The organism is Pigmentiphaga sp. YJ18 (assembly GCF_038066655.1).
In the GTDB taxonomy this organism is placed as follows: Bacteria; Pseudomonadota; Gammaproteobacteria; order Burkholderiales; family Burkholderiaceae_B; genus Pigmentiphaga.
On record NZ_JBBUKU010000003.1, the window covers coordinates 301238 to 325719 of the forward strand.

General features: G+C 69.3%; 21 protein-coding genes and 1 pseudogene. 12 read left to right on the forward strand and 10 right to left on the reverse strand.

Annotation, left to right across the window (positions count from 1 at the left end; genetic code table 11):
- Window positions 1-92: 92 nt before the first annotated feature.
- From WKR98_RS21235 to WKR98_RS21245, 3 genes are all read left to right on the forward strand, one after another.
- On the forward strand, window positions 93-2378 hold the full coding sequence (locus tag WKR98_RS21235; protein WP_124690764.1) for a mechanosensitive ion channel domain-containing protein: 2286 nt from the start codon (window positions 93-95) through the stop codon (window positions 2376-2378).
- 55 nt (window positions 2379-2433) lie between these two features.
- The gene (locus WKR98_RS21240) at window positions 2434-2661 is read left to right on the forward strand and encodes a hypothetical protein (RefSeq protein WP_124690765.1); all 228 of its coding nucleotides are present in this window, start codon (window positions 2434-2436) and stop codon (window positions 2659-2661) included.
- A gap of 86 nt (window positions 2662-2747) precedes the next feature.
- Window positions 2748-3197, forward strand: coding sequence for a ferritin-like domain-containing protein (locus tag WKR98_RS21245; protein ID WP_124690766.1), 450 nt, complete (start codon window positions 2748-2750; stop codon window positions 3195-3197).
- A 31-nt stretch (window positions 3198-3228) separates the two neighbouring features.
- Here the strand turns inward: WKR98_RS21245 and WKR98_RS21250 are convergent, their stop codons facing one another.
- Both WKR98_RS21250 and WKR98_RS21255 read right to left on the reverse strand, forming a co-directional pair.
- Window positions 3229-5217: a hybrid sensor histidine kinase/response regulator gene (locus WKR98_RS21250; RefSeq protein ID WP_341434604.1), complete on the reverse strand. Its 1989-nt coding sequence runs from the start codon at window positions 5215-5217 to the stop codon at window positions 3229-3231.
- Between the two features lie 28 nt (window positions 5218-5245).
- Entirely contained in the window at window positions 5246-5440 is a 195-nt protein-coding gene (locus WKR98_RS21255; protein WP_124690768.1) for a DUF1328 domain-containing protein, read from the reverse strand.
- 273 nt (window positions 5441-5713) lie between these two features.
- On the opposite strand from WKR98_RS21255, the gene WKR98_RS21260 reads away from it, so the two are divergent.
- On the forward strand, window positions 5714-7153 hold the full coding sequence (locus tag WKR98_RS21260) for a M20/M25/M40 family metallo-hydrolase (protein ID WP_341434605.1): 1440 nt from the start codon (window positions 5714-5716) through the stop codon (window positions 7151-7153).
- Here the strand turns inward: WKR98_RS21260 and WKR98_RS21265 are convergent.
- Together WKR98_RS21265 and pap are read right to left on the reverse strand one after the other, a co-directional pair.
- The gene (locus WKR98_RS21265; protein ID WP_124690769.1) at window positions 7150-8358 is read right to left on the reverse strand and encodes an MFS transporter; all 1209 of its coding nucleotides are present in this window, start codon (window positions 8356-8358) and stop codon (window positions 7150-7152) included. The two genes, WKR98_RS21260 and WKR98_RS21265, sit on opposite strands and share 4 nt — an antisense overlap.
- Window positions 8348-9814, reverse strand: a complete 1467-nt coding sequence (gene pap / locus WKR98_RS21270; protein WP_341434606.1) for a polyphosphate:AMP phosphotransferase — start codon at window positions 9812-9814, stop codon at window positions 8348-8350. Before pap ends, WKR98_RS21265 begins: the two co-directional genes overlap by 11 nt.
- A gap of 136 nt (window positions 9815-9950) precedes the next feature.
- On the opposite strand from pap, the gene fumC reads away from it, so the two are divergent.
- Window positions 9951-11330 carry a class II fumarate hydratase gene (gene fumC / locus WKR98_RS21275; protein ID WP_341434607.1) on the forward strand — a complete coding sequence of 460 codons (1380 nt, stop codon included), beginning with the start codon at window positions 9951-9953 and terminating at the stop codon, window positions 11328-11330.
- A 237-nt stretch (window positions 11331-11567) separates the two neighbouring features.
- Here fumC and WKR98_RS21280 read toward each other — a convergent pair whose 3' ends face one another.
- From WKR98_RS21280 to WKR98_RS21290, 3 genes are all read right to left on the reverse strand, one after another.
- A complete protein-coding gene (locus WKR98_RS21280) occupies window positions 11568-13019 on the reverse strand; it encodes a DHA2 family efflux MFS transporter permease subunit (RefSeq protein WP_445936147.1) in 1452 nt (483 codons plus the stop codon).
- A 5-nt stretch (window positions 13020-13024) separates the two neighbouring features.
- Entirely contained in the window at window positions 13025-13462 is a 438-nt protein-coding gene (locus WKR98_RS21285; RefSeq protein WP_341434608.1) for a MarR family winged helix-turn-helix transcriptional regulator, read from the reverse strand.
- 116 nt (window positions 13463-13578) lie between these two features.
- The gene (locus WKR98_RS21290) at window positions 13579-14367 is read right to left on the reverse strand and encodes an SDR family NAD(P)-dependent oxidoreductase (RefSeq protein WP_238160156.1); all 789 of its coding nucleotides are present in this window, start codon (window positions 14365-14367) and stop codon (window positions 13579-13581) included.
- An 88-nt stretch (window positions 14368-14455) separates the two neighbouring features.
- On the opposite strand from WKR98_RS21290, the gene WKR98_RS21295 reads away from it, so the two are divergent.
- The gene (locus tag WKR98_RS21295; RefSeq protein ID WP_124690774.1) at window positions 14456-14821 is read left to right on the forward strand and encodes a DOPA 4,5-dioxygenase family protein; all 366 of its coding nucleotides are present in this window, start codon (window positions 14456-14458) and stop codon (window positions 14819-14821) included.
- A 6-nt stretch (window positions 14822-14827) separates the two neighbouring features.
- Here the strand turns inward: WKR98_RS21295 and WKR98_RS21300 are convergent, their stop codons facing one another.
- Window positions 14828-15838: an LLM class flavin-dependent oxidoreductase gene (locus WKR98_RS21300; protein ID WP_124690775.1), complete on the reverse strand. Its 1011-nt coding sequence runs from the start codon at window positions 15836-15838 to the stop codon at window positions 14828-14830.
- A gap of 151 nt (window positions 15839-15989) precedes the next feature.
- On the opposite strand from WKR98_RS21300, the gene WKR98_RS21305 reads away from it, so the two are divergent.
- Entirely contained in the window at window positions 15990-16967 is a 978-nt protein-coding gene (locus WKR98_RS21305) for a Bug family tripartite tricarboxylate transporter substrate binding protein (protein WP_341434609.1), read from the forward strand.
- A gap of 1 nt (window position 16968) precedes the next feature.
- Entirely contained in the window at window positions 16969-18075 is a 1107-nt protein-coding gene (locus tag WKR98_RS21310; RefSeq protein WP_124690777.1) for an NAD/NADP octopine/nopaline dehydrogenase family protein, read from the forward strand.
- A gap of 20 nt (window positions 18076-18095) precedes the next feature.
- Here the strand turns inward: WKR98_RS21310 and WKR98_RS21315 are convergent.
- Window positions 18096-19097 (reverse strand): annotated as a pseudogene (locus WKR98_RS21315) (LysR family transcriptional regulator); the annotation flags it as partial.
- On the opposite strand from WKR98_RS21315, the gene WKR98_RS21320 reads away from it, so the two are divergent.
- The 3 genes from WKR98_RS21320 (at window position 19031) to WKR98_RS21330 (ending at window position 22270) form a co-directional block, all read left to right on the forward strand.
- The gene (locus WKR98_RS21320) at window positions 19031-20005 is read left to right on the forward strand and encodes an asparaginase (RefSeq protein WP_124690779.1); all 975 of its coding nucleotides are present in this window, start codon (window positions 19031-19033) and stop codon (window positions 20003-20005) included. The pseudogene WKR98_RS21315 and the gene WKR98_RS21320 sit on opposite strands and share 67 nt — an antisense overlap.
- Window positions 20006-20170: 165 nt before the next feature.
- Window positions 20171-21154 carry a tripartite tricarboxylate transporter substrate binding protein gene (locus tag WKR98_RS21325; RefSeq protein ID WP_124690780.1) on the forward strand — a complete coding sequence of 328 codons (984 nt, stop codon included), beginning with the start codon at window positions 20171-20173 and terminating at the stop codon, window positions 21152-21154.
- A gap of 9 nt (window positions 21155-21163) precedes the next feature.
- Window positions 21164-22270 carry a mandelate racemase/muconate lactonizing enzyme family protein gene (locus WKR98_RS21330; protein ID WP_341434610.1) on the forward strand — a complete coding sequence of 369 codons (1107 nt, stop codon included), beginning with the start codon at window positions 21164-21166 and terminating at the stop codon, window positions 22268-22270.
- Here WKR98_RS21330 and WKR98_RS21335 read toward each other — a convergent pair.
- Window positions 22167-23156, reverse strand: a complete 990-nt coding sequence (locus WKR98_RS21335; protein ID WP_341434611.1) for a LysR substrate-binding domain-containing protein — start codon at window positions 23154-23156, stop codon at window positions 22167-22169. The two genes, WKR98_RS21330 and WKR98_RS21335, sit on opposite strands and share 104 nt — an antisense overlap.
- A 102-nt stretch (window positions 23157-23258) precedes the next feature.
- Here WKR98_RS21335 and WKR98_RS21340 point away from each other — a divergent pair, with 102 nt between their 5' ends.
- Window positions 23259-24467 carry an FAD-dependent oxidoreductase gene (locus WKR98_RS21340; RefSeq protein ID WP_124690783.1) on the forward strand — a complete coding sequence of 403 codons (1209 nt, stop codon included), beginning with the start codon at window positions 23259-23261 and terminating at the stop codon, window positions 24465-24467.
- The last annotated feature ends 15 nt before the right edge of the window (window positions 24468-24482 follow it).

A 24482-nucleotide genomic window follows, 5' to 3' on the forward strand; every position in this document is an offset into this window, starting at 1 on the left:
GATTATAGCGGTTTTTTTGATTGCCCCGCAACTCCCCCCAGACATCCCGCACCGCTGGGTAGAATCGCCCTATCCCCCTTCCGACCGATCCCATGCAGACACGACGCCCACGCCCCTGGACCGCCCTCGCCCTGCTGTGCCTGGCCCTCTGGATGTCGCGGCCAGCCGGCGCCGCCGCCCCCGCGCCCGCCGCCGTGACGCCCGCCCAGGCGCGCCAGGTCCTGGACCTGCTGCGCGACGATGCCCGGCGGGCGGAACTGGAACAGACGCTGGGCGTCATCGCCGAAGCGACGCAGCAACAGGCGGCCGCACCCTCCGCGCCCGAAGTCCCCGCCGCGCTGGAGAAGGACGGACTGGTCGCCCAGGCCTTCACGCAGGCGGGCAGCTGGGTGCACTCGGCGCTGGACGAGCTGCGGCTGACGGGCGCGACGCTGTTGTCGCTGCGTTCCGCGGGCGCCTGGTGGCAGTACTACCTCGGCACGCCCGAGGCCCGCGCGGCCACCTTCCAGGGCCTGGGCACCATCCTGCTGATCCTGGCCGCGGCCCTGGGCGTGGAAGCCGGGATCGGGCGGCTGCTGCGCCGGCCGCGCGCGATGCTGATGGCCTACGCGGAACGCCGGCACATTCCGGACACGGTCCCGCCCTCCGCGCCGGACGCCGACACGGAAACGCCCGCCGAGCCCGACCAGCACCTGCGCATCGTGCGCCGGCTGCCCGCCGCGCTGGCGCATGCCATCCTGACCCTGGTGCCGCTGGCCGGCTTCCTGGTCGTGGCGACGGTATTGATGACGCTGTTCGGCGCGCCGACCGCCGATTTCTATCCGTTCATCCTGCCGCTGATCGCCGCCTATCTCGCCATGCGCCTGACGATGGCCGCGCTGCGTCTCCTGACCTCGCCGTCGGCCGCCTGCCTGCGCCTGTCGCGGCTGGGCGACGAAGCGGCGCGCTACCTGGACACGTGGCTGCGGCGCGTGGTGGCGGTCGGCGCCTTCGGCGTGGCCGCGACCGAGATCGCCTATCTGCTGGGGGCCGGCGACGACGCGCGCAACGTGCTGTCCAAGCTGGTGGGCCTGGCCGTGCACGTGATGCTGATCATCATGGTGGTCCAGCGGCGGCGCCAGGTCTCGCGCTGGATACGCGGGCCGGAACGCGAGGGACTGCGAGTGGTGCTGGCCAATGTCTGGGCACCCACGGCCATCGCGGTGATCGCCGGCCTGTGGGCGGTATGGGCGCTGGGCACGGCCAGCGGGCTGTCGCAGCTGCTGCACTACGTCTGGGGCACGGCGCTGGTCATGCTGGCGGCCACCGTGCTCAGCATGATCCTGCTCGGGGCGCTGGACCGCGCCTTCTACAGCGACGCGCCCGCGGGGGGCGACGGCCAGCCGGGCCGGCGGCCCTACCAGACGCTGGCGCAGCGCGTGGTGATGATCCTGGTATTCGTCGCCACGGCGATCGCGCTGCTGGAGGTCTGGGGCGTGCGCGCGCTGGACTGGTTCGAGACCGGCACGGTGGGCCGCAGGCTGGTGTCGGCCACGGCCACCATCGCGGTGTCGTGCATCCTGGCGCTGGTCGCCTGGGAAGCCGCCAACCTGTCGATCAACCGGCGCATGGAGCGCTGGACCCGGGCCGGCGACCTCGCCCGCGCGACGCGGCTGCGCACGCTGGTCCCCATCCTGCGCACGACGCTGTTCATCGTGATCGCGCTGATCGTGCTGTTCACCGCGCTCAACGAGCTGGGCATCAACATCGCGCCGCTGCTGGCCGGCGCCAGCATCATCGGCGTGGCCATCGGCTTCGGCTCGCAGAAGCTGGTGCAGGATTTCATCACCGGCATCTTCCTGCTGATGGAGAACGCGATGCAGGTGGGCGACTCGGTCACGCTGGCCGGCGTGTCGGGCACGGTCGAGTATCTGTCCATACGGACGGTCCGGCTGCGCGCGGGCGACGGCTCGCTGCACGTGGTCCCGTTCAGCGCCGTGGGCACGGTCTCGAACAGCAACCGCGGCATCGGCAACGCCTCGGTGCGGGTCAGCGTAAGCGCCGATTCGGACCTGGACGAGGTCATGGCCGCGATCCGCAACGTGGGCGAGGAAATGCGCAACGATCCCAACCTGGGTCCGCTGATGCTGGCCGACCTGGACCTGTGGGGCGTGGATCAGGTGGACGGCGCCTCGGTCACGCTGGCGGGGCAGATCCGCACGCTGGATCGCGGCAAGGCCGCGGTGCAGCGCGGATTCAACCAGCGCATCTATCGCCGTTTCAAGCAGTTGGGGATAAAGTTTGCCAATCCGCAGGCCAGCTTCGTCCGCCGCCTGGATGGCGACGGACCCCAGGTTTCGGTGCCGCCACCGTCGGCGGGCGGCGCCGCCGGGGCGTAAGGCCCGGGCATGACTCTTGCCGACTCGACCACGCGACAATTTGCGGGAGCATGGCATGAAGACTGAACCCAAGAACCGTTCGGAGAAGGATCCGAAGGACAAGGCCAAGCAGTCCGACGAAGGGCTGCCGACCTACCAGGAACTGCTGGACGATTCGCTGGAGGATACCTTCCCGGCCAGCGATCCGATCTCGCCCGGGGCCGCCGCCCATGCCGAGAAGGAAGTCCGTACCGACAAGGACGACAAGGACTGGAAGCTCAAGCCCAGCCATCCCAAGAAATAGCCATCGTCAGGCGGGCCCGTTTCCTGCTGAAGTCCCGGACCGGGCCCGATGCGGCCCGGTTCATTCGGACTACCCAGGAGACGAAGATGGCCCGAGATGTGACGACAGTACTGAACGACTTGGTCGAGACCTGCAAGGACGGCGAGTACGGCTTTCGGCAAGCTGCCCAGGACGCCCACGATCCCGAGTTGAAGACGCTTTTCTCCCGGCGCGCGAGCGACTGCTCGACGGCCGCGGCCCAGTTGCAGGAGCAGGTATCGGCACTGGGCGACGAGCCGGAAGAAGGCGGCACCGCGGCCGGCGCGCTGCACCGTGGCTGGCTGGGATTGAAATCGGCGGTGGCGGGAAGAACGGATCTCGCCATCCTGGAGGAGTGCGAACGCGGCGAGGACGTCGCCAAGGGCCGCTACCAGGCTGCCCTGCGCGAGGAACTTCCGCCTCAGCTCCTGGCACTCATCCAGTTGCAATATGAAGGCGTCGTGCGCAACCACGATCAGGTGAAGGAACTGCGCGACCGGATGCGCGCGCACGCCTGACCGGAAAGGCGGCCTGCGGGCCGCCTTTTCGCTAGCGTCGCTCCAGAGAGGCGGCCCGCGCCAGATTCTGGATCAATCCCACCAATTGCGGAAACTCCACCGGCTTGGCCAGGTAGACCTGGAAGCCGGCGGCCAGCGCGCCGATACGATCCTCGCACCGGCTGGCCGAGGTCAGCGCGACCGCGGGAGTAGGCGAAGGAAAACGGTCCGGCTCGCCGCGTTCGAGTTCGCGGATGCGGGCCAGCGTGTCGCTGCCATCCATGCCGGGCAGGGTCATGTCGCTGACGATGACATGGGGAAGCTCCCCCGGGCCGGTTCGGCGCAGATGCTCCAGGGCCGCTGCGCTGGAGTCGCACGCCACCACCGCGCCCCCTGCCTGTTGCAAGGAATCGGCCAGCGCGGCTCGCGCCTCGGCGTGCCCCTCGACCAGCAGGATGCGTATGTCACGCAGCATGCCGGCGGACACGCCGGCCGCTTCGGGTCGCACGGCCGGCACGGGCGCCTCGCCATCGCCGGCCAGCGGCAGGTAGATCGAGAAAACCGCGCCTTGCCCCTCGCCTCCGCTCTGGGCGGCCACCCTGCCGCCCTGCAATTCGGCCAGGTGCCGCACCAGCGTCAATCCCAGGCCCAGGCCGTCCGGGCGGCGAGCGCGAAAAGCGTCGAGCTGGCGGAAAGGATCGAACAGATAAGGCATGACGTCGGCCGCGATGCCCTTGCCGGTATCGCCGACGGCGATGCGCACCTCGTCCTGCGTCGCTTCGACCCGCACCGCGACCTGGCCGTCGGGCTGGCTGAACTTGATGGCGTTGCCCAGCAGGTGCCCGACCATCTGCTCGATGCGCTCGGCGCTGCCCCAGACCCGGATCTCGCCCGGCGGCAGTTCGGCACGCAGGCTCACGTTGCGTTCGGCCGCCTTCGGGGCGGCGCGGGCGATCGCGCGTTCGACGATGGGCCCCAGCGCCTCCATCGCCATCGAAAGCTGAAGCCGTCCCGTCATGGCATGCGTGGCGTCGAGCAGTTCGTCGATCAGTCCGACCTGCTGCTGCACGCCGGTCCTGATGCCCGCCAGCGCGCGCGCGATCGTGGGCACGCCGGCATCGACCCGGCTCTCCAGCACGTGAGCCCAGCTCTGGATGCCGTTGAGCGGAGACCTCAATTCGTGGGAGACCATGGAGAGAAACTGGTCGCGTATCCCGATCGCGGTTTCCGCCTGGGTCCGCGCCGCCTGTTCGCGCAGGAGCAGCGTGTCCTGCTCTACCTGGACGCGCACCCAGGCGCTGGTGTCGAAAGTGGAAGCCACGGCGCGCCGGCCGTCACCATCGGCCACGACGCGAGCGCGGAAGTGGCGCGTGGAGGAGCCGGTATCGATGCGGTAGTCGAAGGTCTGCGGCACCCCCGTGGCCAGCGCGTCGGCCACCGCCTGTTCGTATGCCGATGCGATATAGGGCGCCACGCCCAACTGCCGCGCGGTCTTGCCGGCGAAGACGGCGGGCTCGATGCCGAACAGCTCGCCGGCCGCGCGGTTCGCGTACACGTAGCGCAAGGAGGCGTCGTAGGCGACGACGGCATGGGGCAGCAGGTCCAGCAATTGCCGTCCGTCGGGCTCTTCCTCGGCGGACGGGCTAACCGCGGCGAACTCGCGCCACGGCAGGCAGGTACCGCTGAATCCCACGAACTGCTGATTGGCCTCCAGGCTGGGCTGCGCTTGCGTATGCGCATCCACCCACCGTCCGTCGGCAGTGGCCAGTCCGTGCACCACCTCGAAGGGCGCGGCATCGGCGGCTCCTTTGGCGACGGCGGCACGGACCCGGTCGCGCTGGTCGGCGGGCACGCAGGCCAGCCAGCCCCAGCCCAGGGCCGCCTTGGCGGGCTGCCCCGTCAGGCGGGTCCAGGCCGGATTCACATACAGCCACTCCCCTGTCTCCGAGGCTGACCAAAGTACGCCCGGCGCGTGCTCGGCCAATCTGCGATAAGAGGAATCGGGCGGCCCGGCCGCCTGCGAAACGCGTCTTGCAACCATGTTCAACCGCGGAAAAGGAACTGTGGGTTCATCGGGACCATTCCCCCTCGTAGCCCTCTTCCACGTCCTCGGGCGTCCGGATGAAGAAGGTGGCGAGAAAGGCCCCCAGCGAAACCAGGAACAGGACGACGGCGATGTTCGCGGCACTGGCCGCGAAGTCGCTGAATCCCGCGACGGCAACCAGCAAGGGAATCACGAAAAAGATAGTAGCCCAGCGCAACATGGTTCTTCTCCTTGGCTTTCCCGTAAAACTCGTCCCGCTGATGGCGGGTTCTGTCTTGGCGACGCGGTAAGCGTCGTGCCGGAAACAACGAGCACGTTCCGTACCATGCCGGCCTTGCCCGTTGAAAAGCCTGTCGCGCTGGGTAGGCGCAGGGGTGTTTATAAGATTTGCATGGCCTCCCACCCTACCTCAGGTAAGAATTACATGTAAATCTTGCAAGCTGCCTTCCCCGGCTACAAGTTCTACACTGGAGCCTGATCCGGGAGCCCCTTCATGGACCTGTCCGACCTTGCCGCGGTGCTGGCGCGCCGCTATGACGACGAACTGATTCCCCTGTTGGCCGACTACGTGCGCATCCCCGCCAAGTCGCCCATGTTCGATGCCAGTTGGGCCGAGCACGGCCATCTGGCCGCGGTCGTGGAGGCGGCGGCGAAGTGGGCGCGCGCTCAGCCGGTTACCGGACTGCACGTCGAGATCGTCGCCATCCCGGGACGCACCCCCTGCCTGTATTTCGAGGCGCCGGCCACCCAGGGACTGGGCGGGGACCGCACCGTGCTGTTCTACGGCCATCTGGACAAGCAGCCCGAAATGACCGGCTGGCGCCAGGACCTGGGTCCGTGGACGCCGAAGATCGAGGACGGGAAGCTTTATGGACGCGGCAGCGCGGACGACGGCTACGCCATCTACGCCGCCCTGGCCGCGCTGGCCGCGATGGATGCGCAGGACATTCCGCGCCCCCGCTGCGTGGGACTGATCGAGACCTGCGAGGAAAGCGGCAGCTACGACCTGCCCGCCTATCTCGACCTGCTCGCCCCGCGCATCGGCCCGCCCACGCTGGTGGTGGGGCTGGATTCGGGCTGTGGCAACTACGAGCAGTTGTGGGTGACCACCTCGTTGCGCGGGCTGACCGGCGGCGTGCTGACGGTGGAAATCCTGGACGAAGGCGTCCACTCGGGCATGGCCAGCGGCCTGGTGCCGTCCTCGTTCCGGGTCGCGCGCCAGTTGCTCAACCGGATCGACGATCCGGCCACCGGACGCGTGCTGCTGCCCGAACTCCATGCCGGCATCCCGGATGAGCGCCTGGCCCAGGCCCGCACGGCGGGCGCCATCCTGGGCGACCAGGTGTGGAAGCAATTCCCCTGGGTGGGATGCTCGCACGGCGCCGACGGCCATGCCCACGCCCAGCCCACCACCACCGACCCGGTCGAAGGCATCCTGAACCGCACCTGGCGGCCGGCCCTGTCCGTGACCGGCGCGGCCGGCCTGCCGTCCATCGACGCCGCCGGCAACGTGCTGCGTCCCAAGACCTCGCTCAAGCTCAGCATGCGCCTGCCGCCCACGGTGGACGCCGAACGCGCGACGCATGCGATGAAAGCCGCGCTGGAAAGGGACCCTCCCTACCAGGCCCGGGTCAGGTTCGAGAGCGAGGGCGGCGCCGGTGGCTGGAACGCTCCGCCGACCGCCCCCTGGCTCGCGCGCGCGCTGGACGCGGCGTCGCAGTCGGCATTCGGGCAAGGCACGGCCTGGATAGGCGAAGGCGGCACCATTCCCTTCATGGGCATGCTGGGCGAGAAATTCCCCGAGGCCCAGTTCCTGATCACCGGCGTGCTGGGCCCCCGGTCCAATGCCCACGGGCCCAACGAGTTCCTGCACATTCCCTACGTGAAGAAGCTGACCGCTGCCGTGGCCCACGTCATCGCGCAGGTCCGCTAGCTCCGCGCGCGCAGCAGCCAGGTGGCGCAGAACAGCGCGGGAATCACCAGCAGCCCGTATGCCCAGGCATAGCCGGGCTGCCCGGCCGGGCCCGCCAACGACGCCACGTAGCTGAACAAGGGCTGGCCCACCAATACGCCGAAATAGGTGAACAGCAGAGTCCCACCCGTGGCCGCGCCGGCCTGCCCCGCCGGCGCGCGCCGGGCGACCTCGGCCAGGAACACGCCGTTCCAGCCTATGGCCGAAGCGCCGAACACCACCGCGACGGCGGCCACCAGCACCCAGGGCGTGGCGGGCTGCAACAAGGCGGTGGCGACGCAGCTTGCCGCCATCGTCAGGGCCAGCCCGCCCAGGACCTTGCGCGGCGGCGCCCAGCGGTCGGCCACGATGCCCCACAGGATCCGCCCGGCCACGCCCGCGACCTGCGACAAGGACAGGATCACACCCGCCGCGATCAGCGTCCATCCCAACGACAGGTTCAGGTAGGTCACCAGGTAAGCCGTGATCGCCAGCTGGATGAAGGAGAACAACAGCGAGCACACGGCCATGAGGCGCAGCGCGGGCGTGCGCCAGACCAGTCCGACCGGCCGCGCCAGGTCCTGCCAGCGCCACGGGGCGGCGGGCTCGCCCGGCACGTCCAGGCTGCGGCGCACGCTTTGCGCGACCAGCATGCACAGCAGGCAGGCCACCGCGCAAATGCCCAGTGCCCAGCGCCAGCCCAGCACGTGTTCGATCTGCGGACTGGCCAGCGCGGCCAGGACCCCGCCCAGCGGCACGCCGGTCTGCTTGATCGAGAACACCAGCGACATCCGATGGGCGGGCGTGCTGCGCATCAACAGGTAGGAACTGGAAGGCGTGATGGGGCCGTACCCGGCACCGATGATCAATGCGCCCAAGGCCGCGACCGTGGGGCCGCCGCTGCACAGCAGCCCCGTGCCCAGGCCGCACAGCAGCAGGGCCGCCTGGCTGCAGCGCACCGCTCCCAGGCGGGTGACCAGGGTACCGCCGATCACGCTGGTGAACATCGCCCCCAGGTAGACCAGGGCCATGTAGAAGCCGATGGCGCTGGAAGGCAGGCCGAGTTCGCGCGTGGCCACCGGGGCCACCACCGCCGGCGCGATGGTGGCGGCCGAGGCCAGCGACTGGATCGCCAGCGTGACGGCCAGCACCCACGCGGTGGAAGGCTGGCGTGGATCAGGCTTCATCCATGGCCTTCACGATGTGTTCCAGGACCTTGACCCGCGCGGTGCGCTTGTCGTCGTCGGCCACCACGATCCAGGGCGCGTGCGCAGTGTCGGTGCGCGCGATCATCTCGCGCGCGGCCGACATGTAGTCGTCCCACTTGCGCCGGTTGCGCCAGTCGTCCGGGGTGAGCTTGAAACTCTTGAACGGGGAATCGCGGCGCTCCTTGAAGCGGCGCAGTTGTTCCTCGCGCGAGACCGACAGCCAGAACTTCAGCACCACCGCGCCGCCGCGGCGCAACTGGTCCTCGAAGTCGTTGATCTCGTCGTAGGCGCGCCGCCACGTGGCGGGCGGAATCAGCGACTCGACCCGCTCGACCAGCACCCGGCCATACCAGGAACGGTCGAAGATGCACACCCTGCCATGCAGCGGCAGATGCCGCCAGAATCGCCACAGGTAGGGATGGGCCAGTTCGTCGTCGCTGGGCGCGGAGATCGGCACGATATCGAAGTTCCGCACATCCAGCGCATGCGAGACACGCCGGATCGCGCCGCCCTTGCCGGCGGCATCCACACCCTCGAACACCAGCACCAGCGAGCGCTTGCGAAAGCGCTTGGCGCGTACCTGCTCCGACAAGCGCGCCTGCCAGCCGGCCAGTTGCCTTTCATAATCGACCTCGTCCAGCTTGCCCGCGCCCGGCATGGGCTCCAGCACCGCCTTGGACCTGCCGCCGGGGCGCACCCCCTGCAGCGGCGGCCGGCGCGGCGCGCGCGGCAGCGGCTCGCGCATCGCCTGCAACACGGCCGAGGCCGTTTCGACCGCGCGCAGCCGGGCATCGGCGCCCGGCACCACCCGCCACGGCGTATGGGCCGCGTCGGTGGCGCCCAGCACAATCTCGCCGGCCGTGCGCAGCCGGTCGAATTTCTTGCGCACCTTCAGGTCGGCCTCGGACACCCGCCAGGCCGTCGCGGGATCGGCCAGTTGCGCATCGATGCGGGCCACCTGCGCATCGCGCGACAGGTGATACCAGAGCTTGAGCATACGCACCCGCTCGCTGGCCAGCATGGACTCGAAGCGCAGGATCTCGGCCGCCATCGCCTCGATGCGGTCCATGTCAGGCTTTTTGCGCGCGGCCTCCTTGAACAGGGGCGCATACCAGGAGCCGAAGACGATCCCGGTCTGCCCCAGCGCGGGCAGCGCGTTCCAGTAGCGCCACATGGCCGGCCGCTGGGCCTCGTCCACGCTGGGGTCGCCAAAGGCCAGGGTGCGGATGTGGCGCGGGTCCATCCATTCGTTCAGCAGGTTGATCGCGGATCCCTTGCCCGCGCCGTCGACCCCCGCCACCACGATCAGCACGGCGCGGTCGCGCTGCTTCAGAAGCTCGTACTGCTGCTGGAGCAGTTCCGTCCGCAGCACGAGCTCGCGCCGCTCGTACTCCCGCTCGTCCATGGACGGGTCCCGCTCGGCTCGTTCGAACACGAAAAGCTCCCTGGTTCTGGCATCGCTCATCCTTTACCACAGTCGCTTGCAGGGACACAAGCCGATGCGTGGATGGCTTCTGCTAACCTGGAATCATCCAGGCCCGCAGGCTGGGCCGGCAGGCAAGGAGATGACCATGCAAACCCGTGTTGAAAAGGACACCTTCGGTCCGATCGACGTTCCCGCCGACCATTTGTGGGGCGCCCAGACCCAGCGATCGCTGCAGTTCTTCGCGATCTCGCACGAGAAGATGCCCATGCCGCTGATCACGGCCCTGGCCCAGGTCAAACGCGCCGCCGCCCGCGTCAACGCTGACCTGGGCCTGCTGGACGGCCGTACCGCCCATGCCGTCGAGGCGGCGGCCGACGAGATCATCGCCGGCCGCTGGCCGGACGAATTTCCCCTTAGCGTCTGGCAGACCGGCTCGGGCACGCAGACCAACATGAACGTCAACGAGGTGCTGGCCAACCGCGCCTCGGAACTCCTGGGCGGCGAGCGGGGCGAGGCCCGGCTGGTCCACCCCAACGACCACGTCAACCGCGGCCAGTCGTCCAACGACGTGTTCCCCACGGCCATGCACGTGGCGGCGGCGCTGCAGATCCACGCCCGCCTGCTGCCTGCCCTGGCGCGCCTGCGCAAGACGCTGGGCGACAAGGCGCGCGCCTATGCCGACATCGTCAAGATCGGCCGCACCCACCTGCAGGACGCCACGCCCCTGACCCTGGGGCAGGAGCTGTCCGGCCACGAGGCCCAGTTGCTGCTGGCCGAGGAACAGATCCGCCACGCCCAGCGCAGCCTGTTGCAGCTGGCCATAGGCGGTACCGCCGTCGGCACCGGCCTGAATACCCATCCGGAGTTCGGCGCGAAGGTGGCCGCCGAGCTGGCCCGCGAAACCGGCCTGCCCTTCGAGTCGGCGCCCAACAAGTTCCAGGCGCTGGCCTCGCACGAGGGCCTGCTGTTCTCCCACGGCGCCCTCAAGACCCTGGCCGCCGGCCTGATCAAGCTGGCCAACGACGTGCGCTGGCTCGCCAGCGGCCCGCGCTCCGGACTGGGCGAGATCAGCATCCCCGAGAACGAGCCCGGCAGCTCCATCATGCCCGGCAAGGTCAACCCGACCCAGTCCGAGGCCCTGACCATGCTCGGCGCCCAGGTCCTGGGCAACGACGTCGCCATCAACATCGGCGGCGCCAGCGGCAACTTCGAGCTGAACGTCTTCAAGCCCATGCTGATCCACAACTTCCTGCAATCGGTCCGCCTGCTGGCCGACGGCATGGAAAGCTTCGAGAAGAATTGCGTGGCGGGCCTGGAACCCAACCGCGACCGCATCGCCGAACTGGTGGAACGCTCCCTGATGCTGGTCACCGCCCTCAATCCCCACATCGGCTACGACAAGGCCGCGCAGATCGCCAAGAAGGCCCACAAGGAAAACCTGTCGCTACGCGAATCCGCGCTGGCCCTGGGCTACGTGACGAACGAGCAGTTCGACGCCTGGGTCATCCCGAAAAACATGGTGTAGAGGCGAAGCCCCCCCCTACGCGCTTCGCGCGCCCCCCAGGGGGCGAAACCGGCGGACTGGCAAAGCCAGATCCGCGGTTTCCTGGGTCTAGGGAAACTATCTTGGATAGAAGCACGGTTGCTACCGCTGGCAGCCAGCGAAGCACCGGCGCCACCAACCAAGATAGCGGTACTAGACCCAGGATGCGGTGGATCCGGCTTTGCCGGTCCACCCGCATCGCCCCCTGGGGGGCGCGCGTCAGCGCGTAGGGGGGGGCTCCCGCTTTCCGCTGACGGCGGAACCGGCGTTGGCGGAAAGGCGGCTGAAGAAAAACACCGACATCATCATCGCGATGCCGATGACCAGGAAGCCGGGGATCACGTCGTAGGCATCGAGCGTGGTGGTACCGCGCGTGGCCATGCTGGCCTTGAGCGCGAAGGCGGCCACGGCCACGCCCAGGCTGATGGCCAACTGCTGGACCGCGCTGGCCATGCCGGTGGCCCGCCCCATCTGCTCGGGGCCGATGTCGGCATAGGCCAGCGAATTGACCCCGGTCAGTTGCAGCGAGCGGAAGAACCCGCCCAGCAGCAGCACGATGATGATGACGGCATGCGGCGTGACCGAGGTGAACAGCACGCAGCCGATGATGGACGCCCCGGTCAGGAAGGCGTTGGCCACGAGCGTGCGGCGGAAACCGAAGCGCTTGATGATGGGGCTGGCGCTCATCTTCATCATCAGCGCGCCCAGCGCGCCGGCGAAGGTCAACATCCCGGCGGCGAAGGGCCCCATGCCGAACGCCACCTGCAATTGCATGGCCAGCAGGAAGGGCACGGCGCCGACCGCGAGCCGGCAGAGGTTGCCGCCCAGCAGCGCGATGGAGAAGGTCGGGATCTTCAGCAGGCGGAAATCCAGGATGGGGTGCGGCGAACGCTCCGCGTGCTTGACGTAAAGCAGCCCGCACACGCCGCCCAAGCCCAGCATCGCCAGCACCACGGGCGTCGACAGCACGCCATGGCCCACGGCTTCGAAGCAGAACACCAGCGTGCCCAGGCAGACGGCGGTCAGCAGGAAGCCGATGATGTCCAGCGGCTGCGGCTGGCCCGCCTCGGTATCGCGGATGTAGCGCAGCGCCAGGATCACGCCCAGGATGCCGATGGGCAGGTTCATGAAGAAGATCCAGCGCCAGGAGCCATACTCGACCAGGAAGCCGCCCACGGCGGGCCCGAAGATGGGCCCCAGCAGCGCCGGCATGCTGAGGAACGACATGGCGCGCACCAGTTCCGACTTGGACACGGTGCGCAGCAGCACGATGCGCCCCACCGGGACCATCATCGCCCCCGCGAATCCTTGCAGCATGCGGCCGGCCACCATCTGGCCCAGCGTTTGCGACAGACCGCACAGCGTGGAGCTGATGGTGAACAGCACGATGGCCGAGGCGAATACCTGGCGCGCGCCGAACCGGTCGGCGGCCCAGCCGCAGATGGGAACGAACACCGCGGCGCTGAGCAGATAGGCGGTGATCGCGACGTTGAGCCGGACCGGATCCTCGCCGAAGGAATGAGCCATGGCCGGCAGGGCCGTGGCGATGACCGTGGAGTCCAGCATCTGCATGAACAGCGCGCAGCCGACGATGAGCGGCACGACCATGGGGGCCAGCCGCTGCGTGATGCGGGTGATGAACGGGGAGTGATGGTTGGTGGACAAGGCCATGGCTGTCACTCCCCGAGATGCTGCAGGGCTTTGGCCGCGCGGCCGAGCGCGGCGCGGTCGTCGGGATCGAGCATGGCGATGCGGCCCGCCAGCCAGTCGGTGCGGCGCTTGCGCACCTCGGCCACCAGCTTGCGGCCAGCCGGCGTCACGGCCAGTCCGACGCGGCGCTTGTCCGTATGCAGGGTCTGGTCGCGCTGGATGTAGCCGGCGGCCTCGAGCTGCTTGACGTGATTGCTCATGCTGGCGGCGCGCATGTTCTCGCGATTGGCGAGATCGTTGACGCCTATGCCGGGCTCCTTGTCGATGGCCGAGAGCAGCATGACCATGAGCGGCGAGACGCCGAAGGCCTGGGTCTCGCGTCGCAGCAGCCTGTTCAGCCGCAGGATGGCCGGCCGCAATTGCGCGGCCAGGTCGATCGATTCGTTGCCGGTGGGGTCCAACATGGTCCTGACGGGCAGGCGCGCGGGCGCTGCGCCCAATAAGTTAGTTAGTTGAACTAACTATATAGGCGAAGGTTGGGAATTGCAAGCCCCGCCGCGGGCCGGAGCCCGCGCCGCCGTCACATCACGGAGGATGCGCCGCCGTCCAGGTTGACGCTGGAGCCGGTCACGTAGCTGGCCGCCCCGGACGCCAGGAAGACGATGACGTTGGCGGCTTCCTCGGCCTCGCCCACCCGGCCCAGGGGGATGTCCTGGGCGAACTCGTGGTACAGGTCGTCGGCGTCGCGGCCCTTCGAGGCGGCGGCGCGCTCGTGCTGGCCGGCCTTGATCTTGCCGATGCAGACGGCGTTCACGAGGATGTTGTCGGCCGCGAACTCGCGCGACAGCGCCTTGGTCAGGGCCAACCCCGCCGCGCGCGACACCGAGGTCGGCATGGAGGTGGCGGCGGGCTGCTTGCCGCCTATGGTCGAGATGTTGACGATGCGGCCGCCCCCTTGCTTCTTCATGTGCTGGACGGCCAGCCGCGAGCAGCGGATCGCCCCGTACAGCTTCAGTTCGAGATCGGCGTCCCAGTCGGCGTCGCTCATCTTCAGGAACGGGCCGCGCATCGAGGTGCCGGCATTGTTGACCAGGATGTCGATACGGCCGAAGTGATCCGCGACGGCCGTGAAGAACCGCTCGATCTCCTCGGGCCTGGAGATGTCCGTCGCCAGCCCGAAGACATCGCCGCCCTTGGCCCGCAACAGCTCCACGGTGGCCGCCAGCTTGTCGGCGCTGCGCGCGCAGATCGCCACCCGGGCGCCCTCTTCCACGAACTTCAGCGCGGCCGCCAGGCCTATGCCTGCCGTCGCGCCGGTCACCACCGCCACTTTTCCTTTCAATCCCAGGTCCACTTGTCGCTCCGTCACATAGAATCGATACAGGGCTCGGCCACCGCCGCGCCTTCTTCTCTTTCATTCACCACCGCGGTCCGCACCGCCATCCAGGCCAGAAGCCATGCAGGCAGACTCCTACGACACCGGCATCATTCGCGCATTCCATGCCCATGTCTACTACGACCCCGCCGCCACCCGCGACGTGGCCGCGATCGTGCGCGAGGAAGCCGTCGCGCGCTTTCCCCTGCGCGCCGGCCGCTGGCACGACGTGCCCGTCGGCCCGCATACCCAGGCGATGTATCAGTTGCTGTTCGACCCCGCCGTCTTTGCCTCGCTCGTGCCCTGGCTCATGCTGAACCGGCGCGGCCTGGACGTGCTGGTGCACCCGGACACGGGACTTCCGCGCCGCGATCACCTGGTCCACGGATTCTGGCTGGGCAAGGTGCTGCCGCTGAAAGCCGAGCGCCTGCCCGAGCGGGACGACTGACCAGCCTCACGCCGCGTTTTCCAGCCACCCCAGCCGCGCGCCGGCGGCGGCGGCGATCTCGAACGAACGCAGGCGCGCGGCGTGGTCGTAGACCTGGGCCGTCACCATCAGCTCGTCGGCCCCGTGCCGGCGCGCGAATTCGTCCAGGCCGGTTTCGACGTCTTCCGGCGTGCCCACCACCGCGCAGGACAGCGAACGCTCGATGTGCGCCTTCTCGGCGCCGCTCCAGATTTCCTCGATGTTGTCGACCGGGGCGTTCAGCTTGCCGGGCGTCCCGCGGATCAGGTTGACGAATTGCAGCTGCAGCGACGTGAACAGGCGGCGCGCCTCGTCCGGGGTGTCGGCGGCGACCACGTTGATGCCCAGCATGACATAGGGGCGCCGCAAGGCCTCGGAAGGCTGGAAGCGCGTGCGGTACAGATCCAGCGCCGCCGTCAGATAGCCCGGCGCGAAGTGCGAGGCGAAGGCGAACGGCAGCCCCATCTGCGCCGCCAGTTGCGCGCTGAAAAGGCTGGACCCCAGCAGCCACAGCGGCACGTCCAGTCCGCCGCCGGGCACGGCCTGCACCGGCTGCCCCGGGCTCGGCGCCTGGAAATAGTGCTGCAGCTCGGCCACGTCCTGCGGGAAGCGGTCGGCGGTATCGCCCTGCCCCCGGCGCAACGCGCGGGCGGTGGCCTGGTCCGACCCGGGCGCGCGGCCCAGGCCGAGGTCGATGCGGCCCGGATACAGCGAGGCCAGCGTGCCGAACTGTTCGGCGATGACCAGCGGCGCGTGGTTGGGCAGCATGACGCCGCCCGCGCCCACCCGGATGTGGGTGGTGCCGGCGGCCACGTGGGAAATCACGAGCGCCGTGGCGGCGCTGGCGATGCCGGGCATGTTGTGGTGCTCGGCCAGCCAGTAGCGGCGATAGCCCCAGCGCTCGGCGTGCTGCGCCAGGTCGAGGGTGTTGCGAAAGGCGTCGGCGGCCGTGCCGCCGGCGCAGATGGGTGACAGATCCAATACGGACAGTGCGGTCATTCTGCTCTCGTGCAAGGGTTGCGCCCACCGGGGAAGCGGGCGATGGCCACGCTGCGTTAACCCTGGGTTGACGAGGCTTGAAAAGACGTCGCTCGTCAGGCGGGAAGGCGCTCAATACACTCATCGTACCCTTCACCCCGGACTCCCTTCGATGAAAACCTTACCCGCCATAAGCCTATGGGCCGCGCTGGCCGTCGCCTTTGTCCCGGCCGCCCACGCGCAGTCCGGCGCTTATCCCTCCCGTCCCATCAAGATGGTGGTCGGGTGGTCTCCTGGCGGCGCCACCGATCTGCTGGCCCGCATGGTCTCCACGGAACTGAGCCTGCAGCTCGGCCAGCAGGTGGTGGTGGACAACCGGCCCGGCGCCAACGGCACCATCGGCCACGCCCAGGTGGCGGCCGCCCCGGCCGACGGCTATACGCTGATCCTGGCCACCAACAGCACCTACGCCATCGCCGAGCACCTGTACAAATCGCTGCCCTACCGGAACGAACGCGACCTCGCCCCGGTCTCGCTGCTGGCCTCGAGCCCGCTCATCCTGGCGGTGCGTCCCACGCTGGAGGCATCCGGCGTGAAGGATCTGCTGGCGCTGGCCCGCAAGCAGCCCGGCCGCCTGAACGTCGCCTCGGGCGGCAACGGCTCGACCAGCCACCTGGCGGCGGAGCTGTTCATGAGCCTGACCGGCATTTCCATGACGCACGTGCCCTACAAGGGCGGCGGCCCGGCCAACAACGCGGTGGCCGCGGGAGAAGTCGACGCGGCCTTCCTGGACCTGGGCGTGGCCCTGCCCTTCGCCGCCGCCGGCCGCCTGAAGGCCATCGCCGTGACGGGCACGGCCCGCTCGCCCCTGCTGCCCGAGGTTCCCACCGTGGGCGAATCCGGCGTCCCCAGCTTCGAGTCGACGACCAACTTCGCGCTGTTCGCGCCGACGGGCACGCCGCGCCCGATCATCGACCGCCTGCACCAGGCCGTGCACAAGGTGCTGTCGGGCAACGACCTGCGCGACAAGCTGCGCCGCCAGGGCGTCGAGATCGTCGACGGCTCGCCCGACGAGCTGCGCCGCGCCGCGGCCGCGGAAAGCGCCAAGTGGGCCCGCATCATCCGCGAACGCCACATTTCCCTGGACTAGGATGGCATCGCATTCCCACCCCGCGCTCGACGTCGCAGTCGTCGGCGCCGGGCCCATCGGCTGCGCCACCGCGGCCTATCTGCTTCGTCACGGACACCGTCCCTTCCTGTGGTCCCCCACCGCCGCCCGGCTCGAGCGCCGCGGCGGCATGGCGCGCATCGCCTGCACCGGCGCCCTGGACGGCGACGTGGAGATCGAGCTGCTGGCCGCGCCGGAACGGCTGGCCGGGTTCGACACCGTCATCGTCTGCCTGCCGGGCAATGCCTATGCCGACGTGCTGGGACGGCTGACGCCGGTGTGGCGCGACGGCCAGACCATCATCGTCAGCGGCGCGCTCAGCCTGGCGCCGCTCTGGCTGCGCGAGCGCGCGGCGCGGCGCGGCTGCGATCTGCACGCCGCGGGCTGGGCCACGACGCCCACGACCGCGCACTTCCTGCCCGACGGCCGGCTGCACGCCAATCCGCTGCGCCATCGCATCGACATGGCCTCGACCGGAGCGGGCGACCGCATCCTGGCGCTCTGCGCCGCCCTGCTGGGTGACCGCTTCGTCGATGCCGGCGACCTGCTGGCGCCGACGCTGGCCAACATCAACCCCATCGCCCACGCCGCCGAGGTCATCCCCAACCTGACCCGCATGGACCGGGGCGAGGACTGGCCGCTGTTCGGCTGCTTCACGCCGGTGGTCGGCCGCCTGGCCGCGGGCCTGGACCGGGAACGCCTGGCCACCGCCGCGGCGCTGGGCTTCGCCCTGCCCACGCTGGCCGAGCACTACAGCCGCTCCTACCATATCGAGGCCGGACCGCTGCACGAGATGGCCGCCGCCATCCAGGCGCGCGGCATGGGTCCCTCGGGCCCCGCCCGCCTGGACCACCGCTACGTGCTGGAAGACGCGCCCTTCGGCCTGGTGTTCCAGGAAGCGCTGGCGCGGGCGGCGGGCGTGGAGTCGCCGCTGCTGTCGGCCTGCATCGACATCCTGGAGGCCGCCTATGCGCGCGATTTCCGGGCCGAGAACTTCCTGGTGGACGAACTGGGGCTGGCCTCGGGCGACGTCGCCGCGCTGCGCAGCCGCTGCGCCGCCTCGCGCAGCGCCGACACGCCGCCGCGATGAGCGCCGCTGAAGCGATAGACCATCGCGATGGGGACCGGCGCGGGCAGGTCCTCCATGCCGATCTCCACCAGGGTCCCGCGCCGCAGGCGATCCTCGATCACGCAGCGCGCCGCCAGCGTCACGCCCAGCGACTGTTCGGCCAGTTGCAGATTGGTGATGGCATTGGTGGATTCGATCCGGGGCACGATGGGCGCCAGGTCGTGGTGCAGCATGACCTGCTCCACCATCATGCGGGCGTTGGTCGGCCGCGGCGGCAGTATCCAGGCCTCGTCGCGCAGCGACCGCCACGCGTGGCGCCGGCGGCGGTCAGCGGCCAGCGGATGCGCCGGCGCGCACACCACGGTCCATTCCTCGGTCCCTATCTGTTCGATCACGAAACCGTCGGGCCTCAGCCCGCCAAGCTCGGACGGCGTGTTCATCGTGACCAGCACGTCCAGGTCGCCGGCCTCCAGCTTCTGGCACATGTCGGCCAGGCGGCCCTCGACGATGCGCACGGGCGGCAGGCCGCCGTGGGCCGCCAGGTCGCGCAGCAGCCGGGGCACCAGCGTCCAGGCGATGAAGGGCGGCGCGCCCAGCCGTATGCCCTGGTCGGCCGGCATGCCGTGCGCGGCCAGCTCGTCGGCCAACTGGGCCACCTCGCCCAGCAGCACCCGCGCGCGCTGGACGATCAGGTCGCCGGCAGCGGTCGTGACCACGCCGCGCGGCAGGCGGTGGAAGATGGCCGTGCCGAACAGGGCTTCCACCTCGCGCAGGCCCTTGCTGACCGCCGCGGTGCTCAGGTGCAGCCGCTGGCCCGCCGCCCGCATGTTGCCGGCATCGGCCAGGGTGCTGATGAGTTCGAGCTGGCGCATCCTGAGCGCGGCCAGCAAGCGGTGTGTCGCATCGTGCATACGGATCGTCCTGACAGGCGGGCGCGGCTGCGCGCCCCCACGCGAGCATACTCCGCGGAGGCCGCATGACGCGCCGGATACCCGCCGTGCGCATCCTGGCCACCGGCGGCACCATCGCCGGCGCCGCGCCATCGCCTCGCGATACCAGCGGCTACCGCGCCGGCGCCCTTCCGGTCGATGCGCTGCTGGCCGCCCTTCCCCCGCAGGACGACATTCGCCTGGACGCGCGGCAACTGGCCTCGCTGGACAGCAAGGATGCGCTGCCCGGTTTCTGGCAGATGCTGGCCCGCGAAGTCGGGCGGGCACAGGCGGACCCGGATGTCGACGGCGTGGTGCTGACCCACGGCACCGACACCCTGGAGGAGACGGCCTGGTTCCTGCACCTGACGCTGGCCCTGGCCAAGCCGCTGGTCATTACGGGCGCCATGCGCCCCGCCACCGCGGCCTCCGCCGACGGCCCCATGAACCTGCTGCAGGCCGTGCAGGTGGCGGCCTGCCCGCAGGCAGCGCGGCATGGCGTAATGGCCGTCCTGAACGGCCAGATCCATCACGCCCGCCATCTGCGCAAGGCGCACACGCATCGCGTGGACGCCTTCGACAGCGGGGAAGCCGGGCCCGCCGGTTTCATCCAGGACGGCCGCGTGGGCTGGTTCTGGCCGCCCCGCCGGCCCGCGGCGCGCTTCGCGCCGGATGCGCCGCTCGCGCCGGTGGACATCCTGTTCGACTATCCCGGCATTTCCACCTCGATGGTCGAAGCGGTCCTGCGCGGCGGTGCGCGCGGACTGGTCTGGGCCGGCTACGGCAACGGCTCGATCAGCGGCCGCATCGAACCGCTGCTGCGCGAGGCCGGCCGGCAGGGCCTGGCGATCGTGCGTGCCACCCGCTGCGGCGCCGGCCGGGTCGGGCTGCCCGGCGGCGGCTTCATCCAGGCCGCCGGCCTGGACCCCTACAAGGCGCGCATCACACTGATGCTGGCGCTGGGCGCCGGCACCCCGCCGGCGGCCGTGCAAACACTGTTCGACACTCTCTCCTACGAATGAACGATGCGGGCGGGGGCGCCCGGGGTTTTCCCCAGCGCCTCTTCGTTGAAAATGGCAACTTGCTACGGTATAGTTGATAAAATCCATAGTTGATTTAGACAACAATCTGGCTTTTCCCCGGCAAGGACGGCAAGTCCCCCGGACAGCCGCCATCGAGGAGACAGCATGAAGACCCGTTTCGCCCTTCAATTGGGAGCCGTCGCGGCTGCCGTGGCGACAACGCTGCCCGCGTGGGCGCAAAGCGAATCCGCGGCCAACTACCCCTCGCGGCCGATCCGCATCATCGTTCCCTACACGCCCGGCGCGATCAATGACGTGCTGGCGCGCCGCGTCGCGCAGCAACTGTCCGAAGCGCTCAAGCAATCGGTCGTCGTCGAGAACAAGCCCGGCGGCGGCACCGTCATCGGCACCGAGTACGTCGCGCGCGCCGAACCCGACGGCTACACCCTGCTGCAAACGGCGGCTTCCCATTCGATCAATCCCAGCCTGGTCGCCAAGCTGCCCTACGATTCGATCAAGAGCTTCAGCTTCATCACCCTGGTGGGAACCTCGCCCTACGTGATGACCGCCACGCCCAGCCTGCCCGCCAACACGGTCCCCGAACTGATCGCGCTGGCCAAGTCGCAGCCGGGCAAGATCTCGTACGCATCGACCGGCAACGGCGGCAGCGCCCACCTGATGGGCGAACTGCTCAAGGACATGGCCCACGTCGACCTGATGCACATCCCCTACAAGGGCCTGGCACAGGGCCTGAACGACGTCGCCAGCGGACAGGTGCAATTGACGTTCAGCACCTACACGGGGGCGATGGCCTACCTGCAACCCGGCCGCGTGAAGGCGATCGCCGTCACCGGCAAGGAACGCATGTCGGTACTGCCCAACGTGCCCACCATCGCCGAAACCCTGCCCGGCTACGATGCCTCGGGCTGGTGGGGCTATGTCGCGCCAGCCGGCACGCCCAAGCCCATCGTCGACAAGCTGAACCGCGAATTGAACAAGATCGTGCAATCGCCCGAATTCAAAGAGCACTTCAAGTCCCAGGGCGTCGAGATGCTGGGTACCACGCCGGAGGAATTCCGGACCCACGTCGAGCGCGAGATGGAGACCTGGCGCAAGCTGATCAAGAAAGCCAACATCACGATGGGCTGACCTTCCGCCATGAAGATCGCCCGCTGGTCGCTGGATTTCTATCGCCTGCCCTACCGCCGCCAGGTGGTCTGGGCCAACGCGGTCGAAGACGCGGGCATCTACGCCCTGCTGCGCATCGAATCGGACGAGGGCCTGGCCGGGATGGCCGAAGGCACGGTCAAGGCGACCTGGTCCGGCGTCTCGCCGGCCTCGCTGGCCGCGGCTTTCCGGGATCTGGTGATGCCGGCGGCGGCCGGCCTGGACGTCTCCGATCCGGCCACGCTGCGCCAGGCGCTGGCTCCCCTTCCGGAAAACCGCCTGGCCAAGGGCATGCTGGAAACCGCCTGCTGGATGCTGCGCGCCGCCCGCGCCCAGCAGCCGCTGTGGCAATTCTGGGGCGGCACGCCCGAGGTCGAGGTGACCTGGACCGTGACCCGCCAGCCCCCGGAAGTCATGGCGCGCGAGGCCGCCGGCGCGGCCGAGCGCCATGGCATACGCGCGTTCAAGATCAAGGGCGGACAAGGCATGGACGTCGACCGGCGGGCGCTGCGCGCCATACGCCGGGCGGTGGGCGACGGCGCGGTCTTCAACGTGGACGCCAACTCGGCCTATGCGCCGGACGAGGCCGCGGCCTACCTGCGCCTGCTCGAGGACGAAGGGGTCGAGACCGCGGAAGACCCCTGCCCGCTGCGCCCGGATACCCACTTCGAGGCCTTGCAGCGCGGCACCCCCCTGCCCATCCTGGTGGACAGCCCCTGCGCCACGGCCGCCGATGCGGCGCTGTTCCTGGAACGGGGCGCGCGCTCGCTCAGCGCCAAGCCCGGGCGCATAGGCATGACCGAAACACTGGCCATCGGCAAACTCGCGCATGACTACGGCGCCCGGATCGCCACCGGCATCTATGCGGAAAGCGCGCTGGGCACCCTGATCAACCTGCAGCAGGCCGCGGCCGTACCTGCCGCCGACAGCGCCTTCGCCGCGGAGCAGACCTTCTTCCTGACGTTGGCCGAGCAGGTCGTGCCCGCCGAGCCGCTCATCCGGCGCGGCCGCGTGGCACTGCCGCCCTCGCCTTGCCTGGACGACTGGATAGACCGCGAGCGGCTGGAGCGGCATCGCTTGCCCGTGTCTGTTTCCTGAGGGATTCGGTCTGCGCCTGCAGCCAGGCGCGAAAAATCGCCAGAGCCGGGTCGCCGGCATTTTCCACCGGATAGGCGAAGTAATAAGAGCCTTCGCTGCGCACCGCCAGATCCGACAACACCCTGAGCTTGCCCGACCGCAGCTGGTCGCCGATCAGGAAACGCGGCAGCAGCGCCACGCCCAGGCCCGCGCAGGCGGCGCTGATCAGCATGGACTGGATCTCGAAACGCGGTCCGCGCATGACGTTGACGTCGGCCAGCCCCGCCGCCGCGCACCATTGGCGCCAGGCCTCGGGGCGAGTCATCAGGTGCAGCAGCCGGCAGCCCACGATGTCGCGCGGACCGAGCGAGGCGGCGCCGCGCAGCAAGGCCGGGCTGCCCACCGGCAGCAGCACCTCGTCGAACAGGTGGTCGACGCCGGCGCCGGGCCAGTCGGGCGCGCCGAAATACAGGGCACCGTCCAGCGCGCTTTCGCTGAAGAAGAAGCGCGTGCTGCGCGCGCTGACGTGCACGGTGGCACCGGGCTGGCCATCGTAGAACGAGGCCAGCCTGGGCACCAGCCACTGCGACCCGACGGTGGGCAACGCGGCGATCTCGAGCACCACGCCGCCGCCTTCATGTCCCATGACTTCCTGCGTGTCGCGTTCGATGCGTTCTATGGTCTGCATCACCCGCTCGCCATACATGGCACCCGCGCGCGTCAAGGAAATGCGCTTCTTGATGCGATGGAACAGCCGTACACCCAGTTGTTCTTCCAGCAGCGAGATCTGCCGCGACACGGCGCTTTCGGTCAGCGCCAGTTCGGCCGCCGCGCGGGTGATGCTGAGGTGGCGGGCGGCCGCCTCGAAGGCGGTCAACGCACCGATGCTGGGCAGCCTGCGTCGCATTGGGTCATTCCAAAAACTCAAGATGTGTCCAGAATAAATCGTTTGTCGGGCCTCGGACAAGACTCCTAGGATGTCTCCCGTTCTTCCACATTCCTGCAAGCCATGACCGCAAACAACGAACGAGTCCTGATCGCCGGCGCCGGCCCGGTGGGCCTGGTGGCCGCCAACGTGCTGGCGGATGCCGGCATACCCGTGACGGTGTTCGAGGCCGAGGCCAGCCTGCCCCAGACCTTGCGCGCCTCCACCTTCCAGCCGTCGACGCTGGACCTGCTTGCCCGCCTCGATATTTCGAAATTACTCATCAACATGGGCCTGGTGGCCCCGCGCATGCAATACCGCGATCGCCAGGGCTGGGTGGCCGAGTTCAACTTCGGCGCCATCGGCGGCGAGACCGCGCACCCCTACCGCCTCCAGTGCGAGCAGTTCAAGCTGAACGGCCTCCTGGTCGACCGCCTGGCGCGCATTCCGCATGCCGAGGTCCGCTTCGACGCGCGCGTGACGAACGCGCAGCAGGACGCGGACGGCGTGACGCTTACCGTTCAGCGCGCGGACGGCGCCGAGACGACGGAACGCGGCACCTGGCTGATCGGCGCCGACGGCGGCCGCAGCGCGGTGCGCGACCTGGTGGGCGTGGTGCTGGAAGGCTTCACCTGGACTGAACGCTTCCTGGTCGCCAGCACCCCCTTCGACTTCGCCGACGTCATTCCCGGCCTGGCCGAAGTCAGCTACTTCGCGGACCCCGAGCAGTGGTTCTTCCTGCTGCGCGTGCCCGGCCTGTGGCGCGTGATGCTGCCGGTGGGCGCCGACGAAACCGACGCCGACATCCTGTCCGACGCCAGCATCCAGCGGCGCCTGCAATGCGTGCACCCGAACCCGGCCGGCTACACCATCGAGCACCGCACCATCTATTCCGTGCACCAGCGCGTGGCGCCGCGCTACCGTGTGGGCCGGGCCTTTCTGGCCGGCGATGCGGCCCACCTGAACAATCCGCTGGGCGGCATGGGCATGAACGGTGGCATACATGATGCTTTCAACCTGGCCGACAAGCTCGCCCGCGTGTGCCTGGGGCAGGCCGACGACGCACTGCTGGACCGGTACGAGGCGGAACGCCGGCCCGTCGCGCTCGACTACGTGAACAAGATCACCATCGCCAACAAGAACAACCTGGAGACGCGGGACGAAGCGCGGCAGAAGACCTGGCGCGAAGAGATGACCCGCACGGCCGGCGACGGGCAACTGGCCAGGGAGTACCTGTTGAAGGTGTCCATGATCAGCAGCCTGCGGCGGCCGGAGATGCACCAGGGAGCCTGACCCGCCGTATGCGCT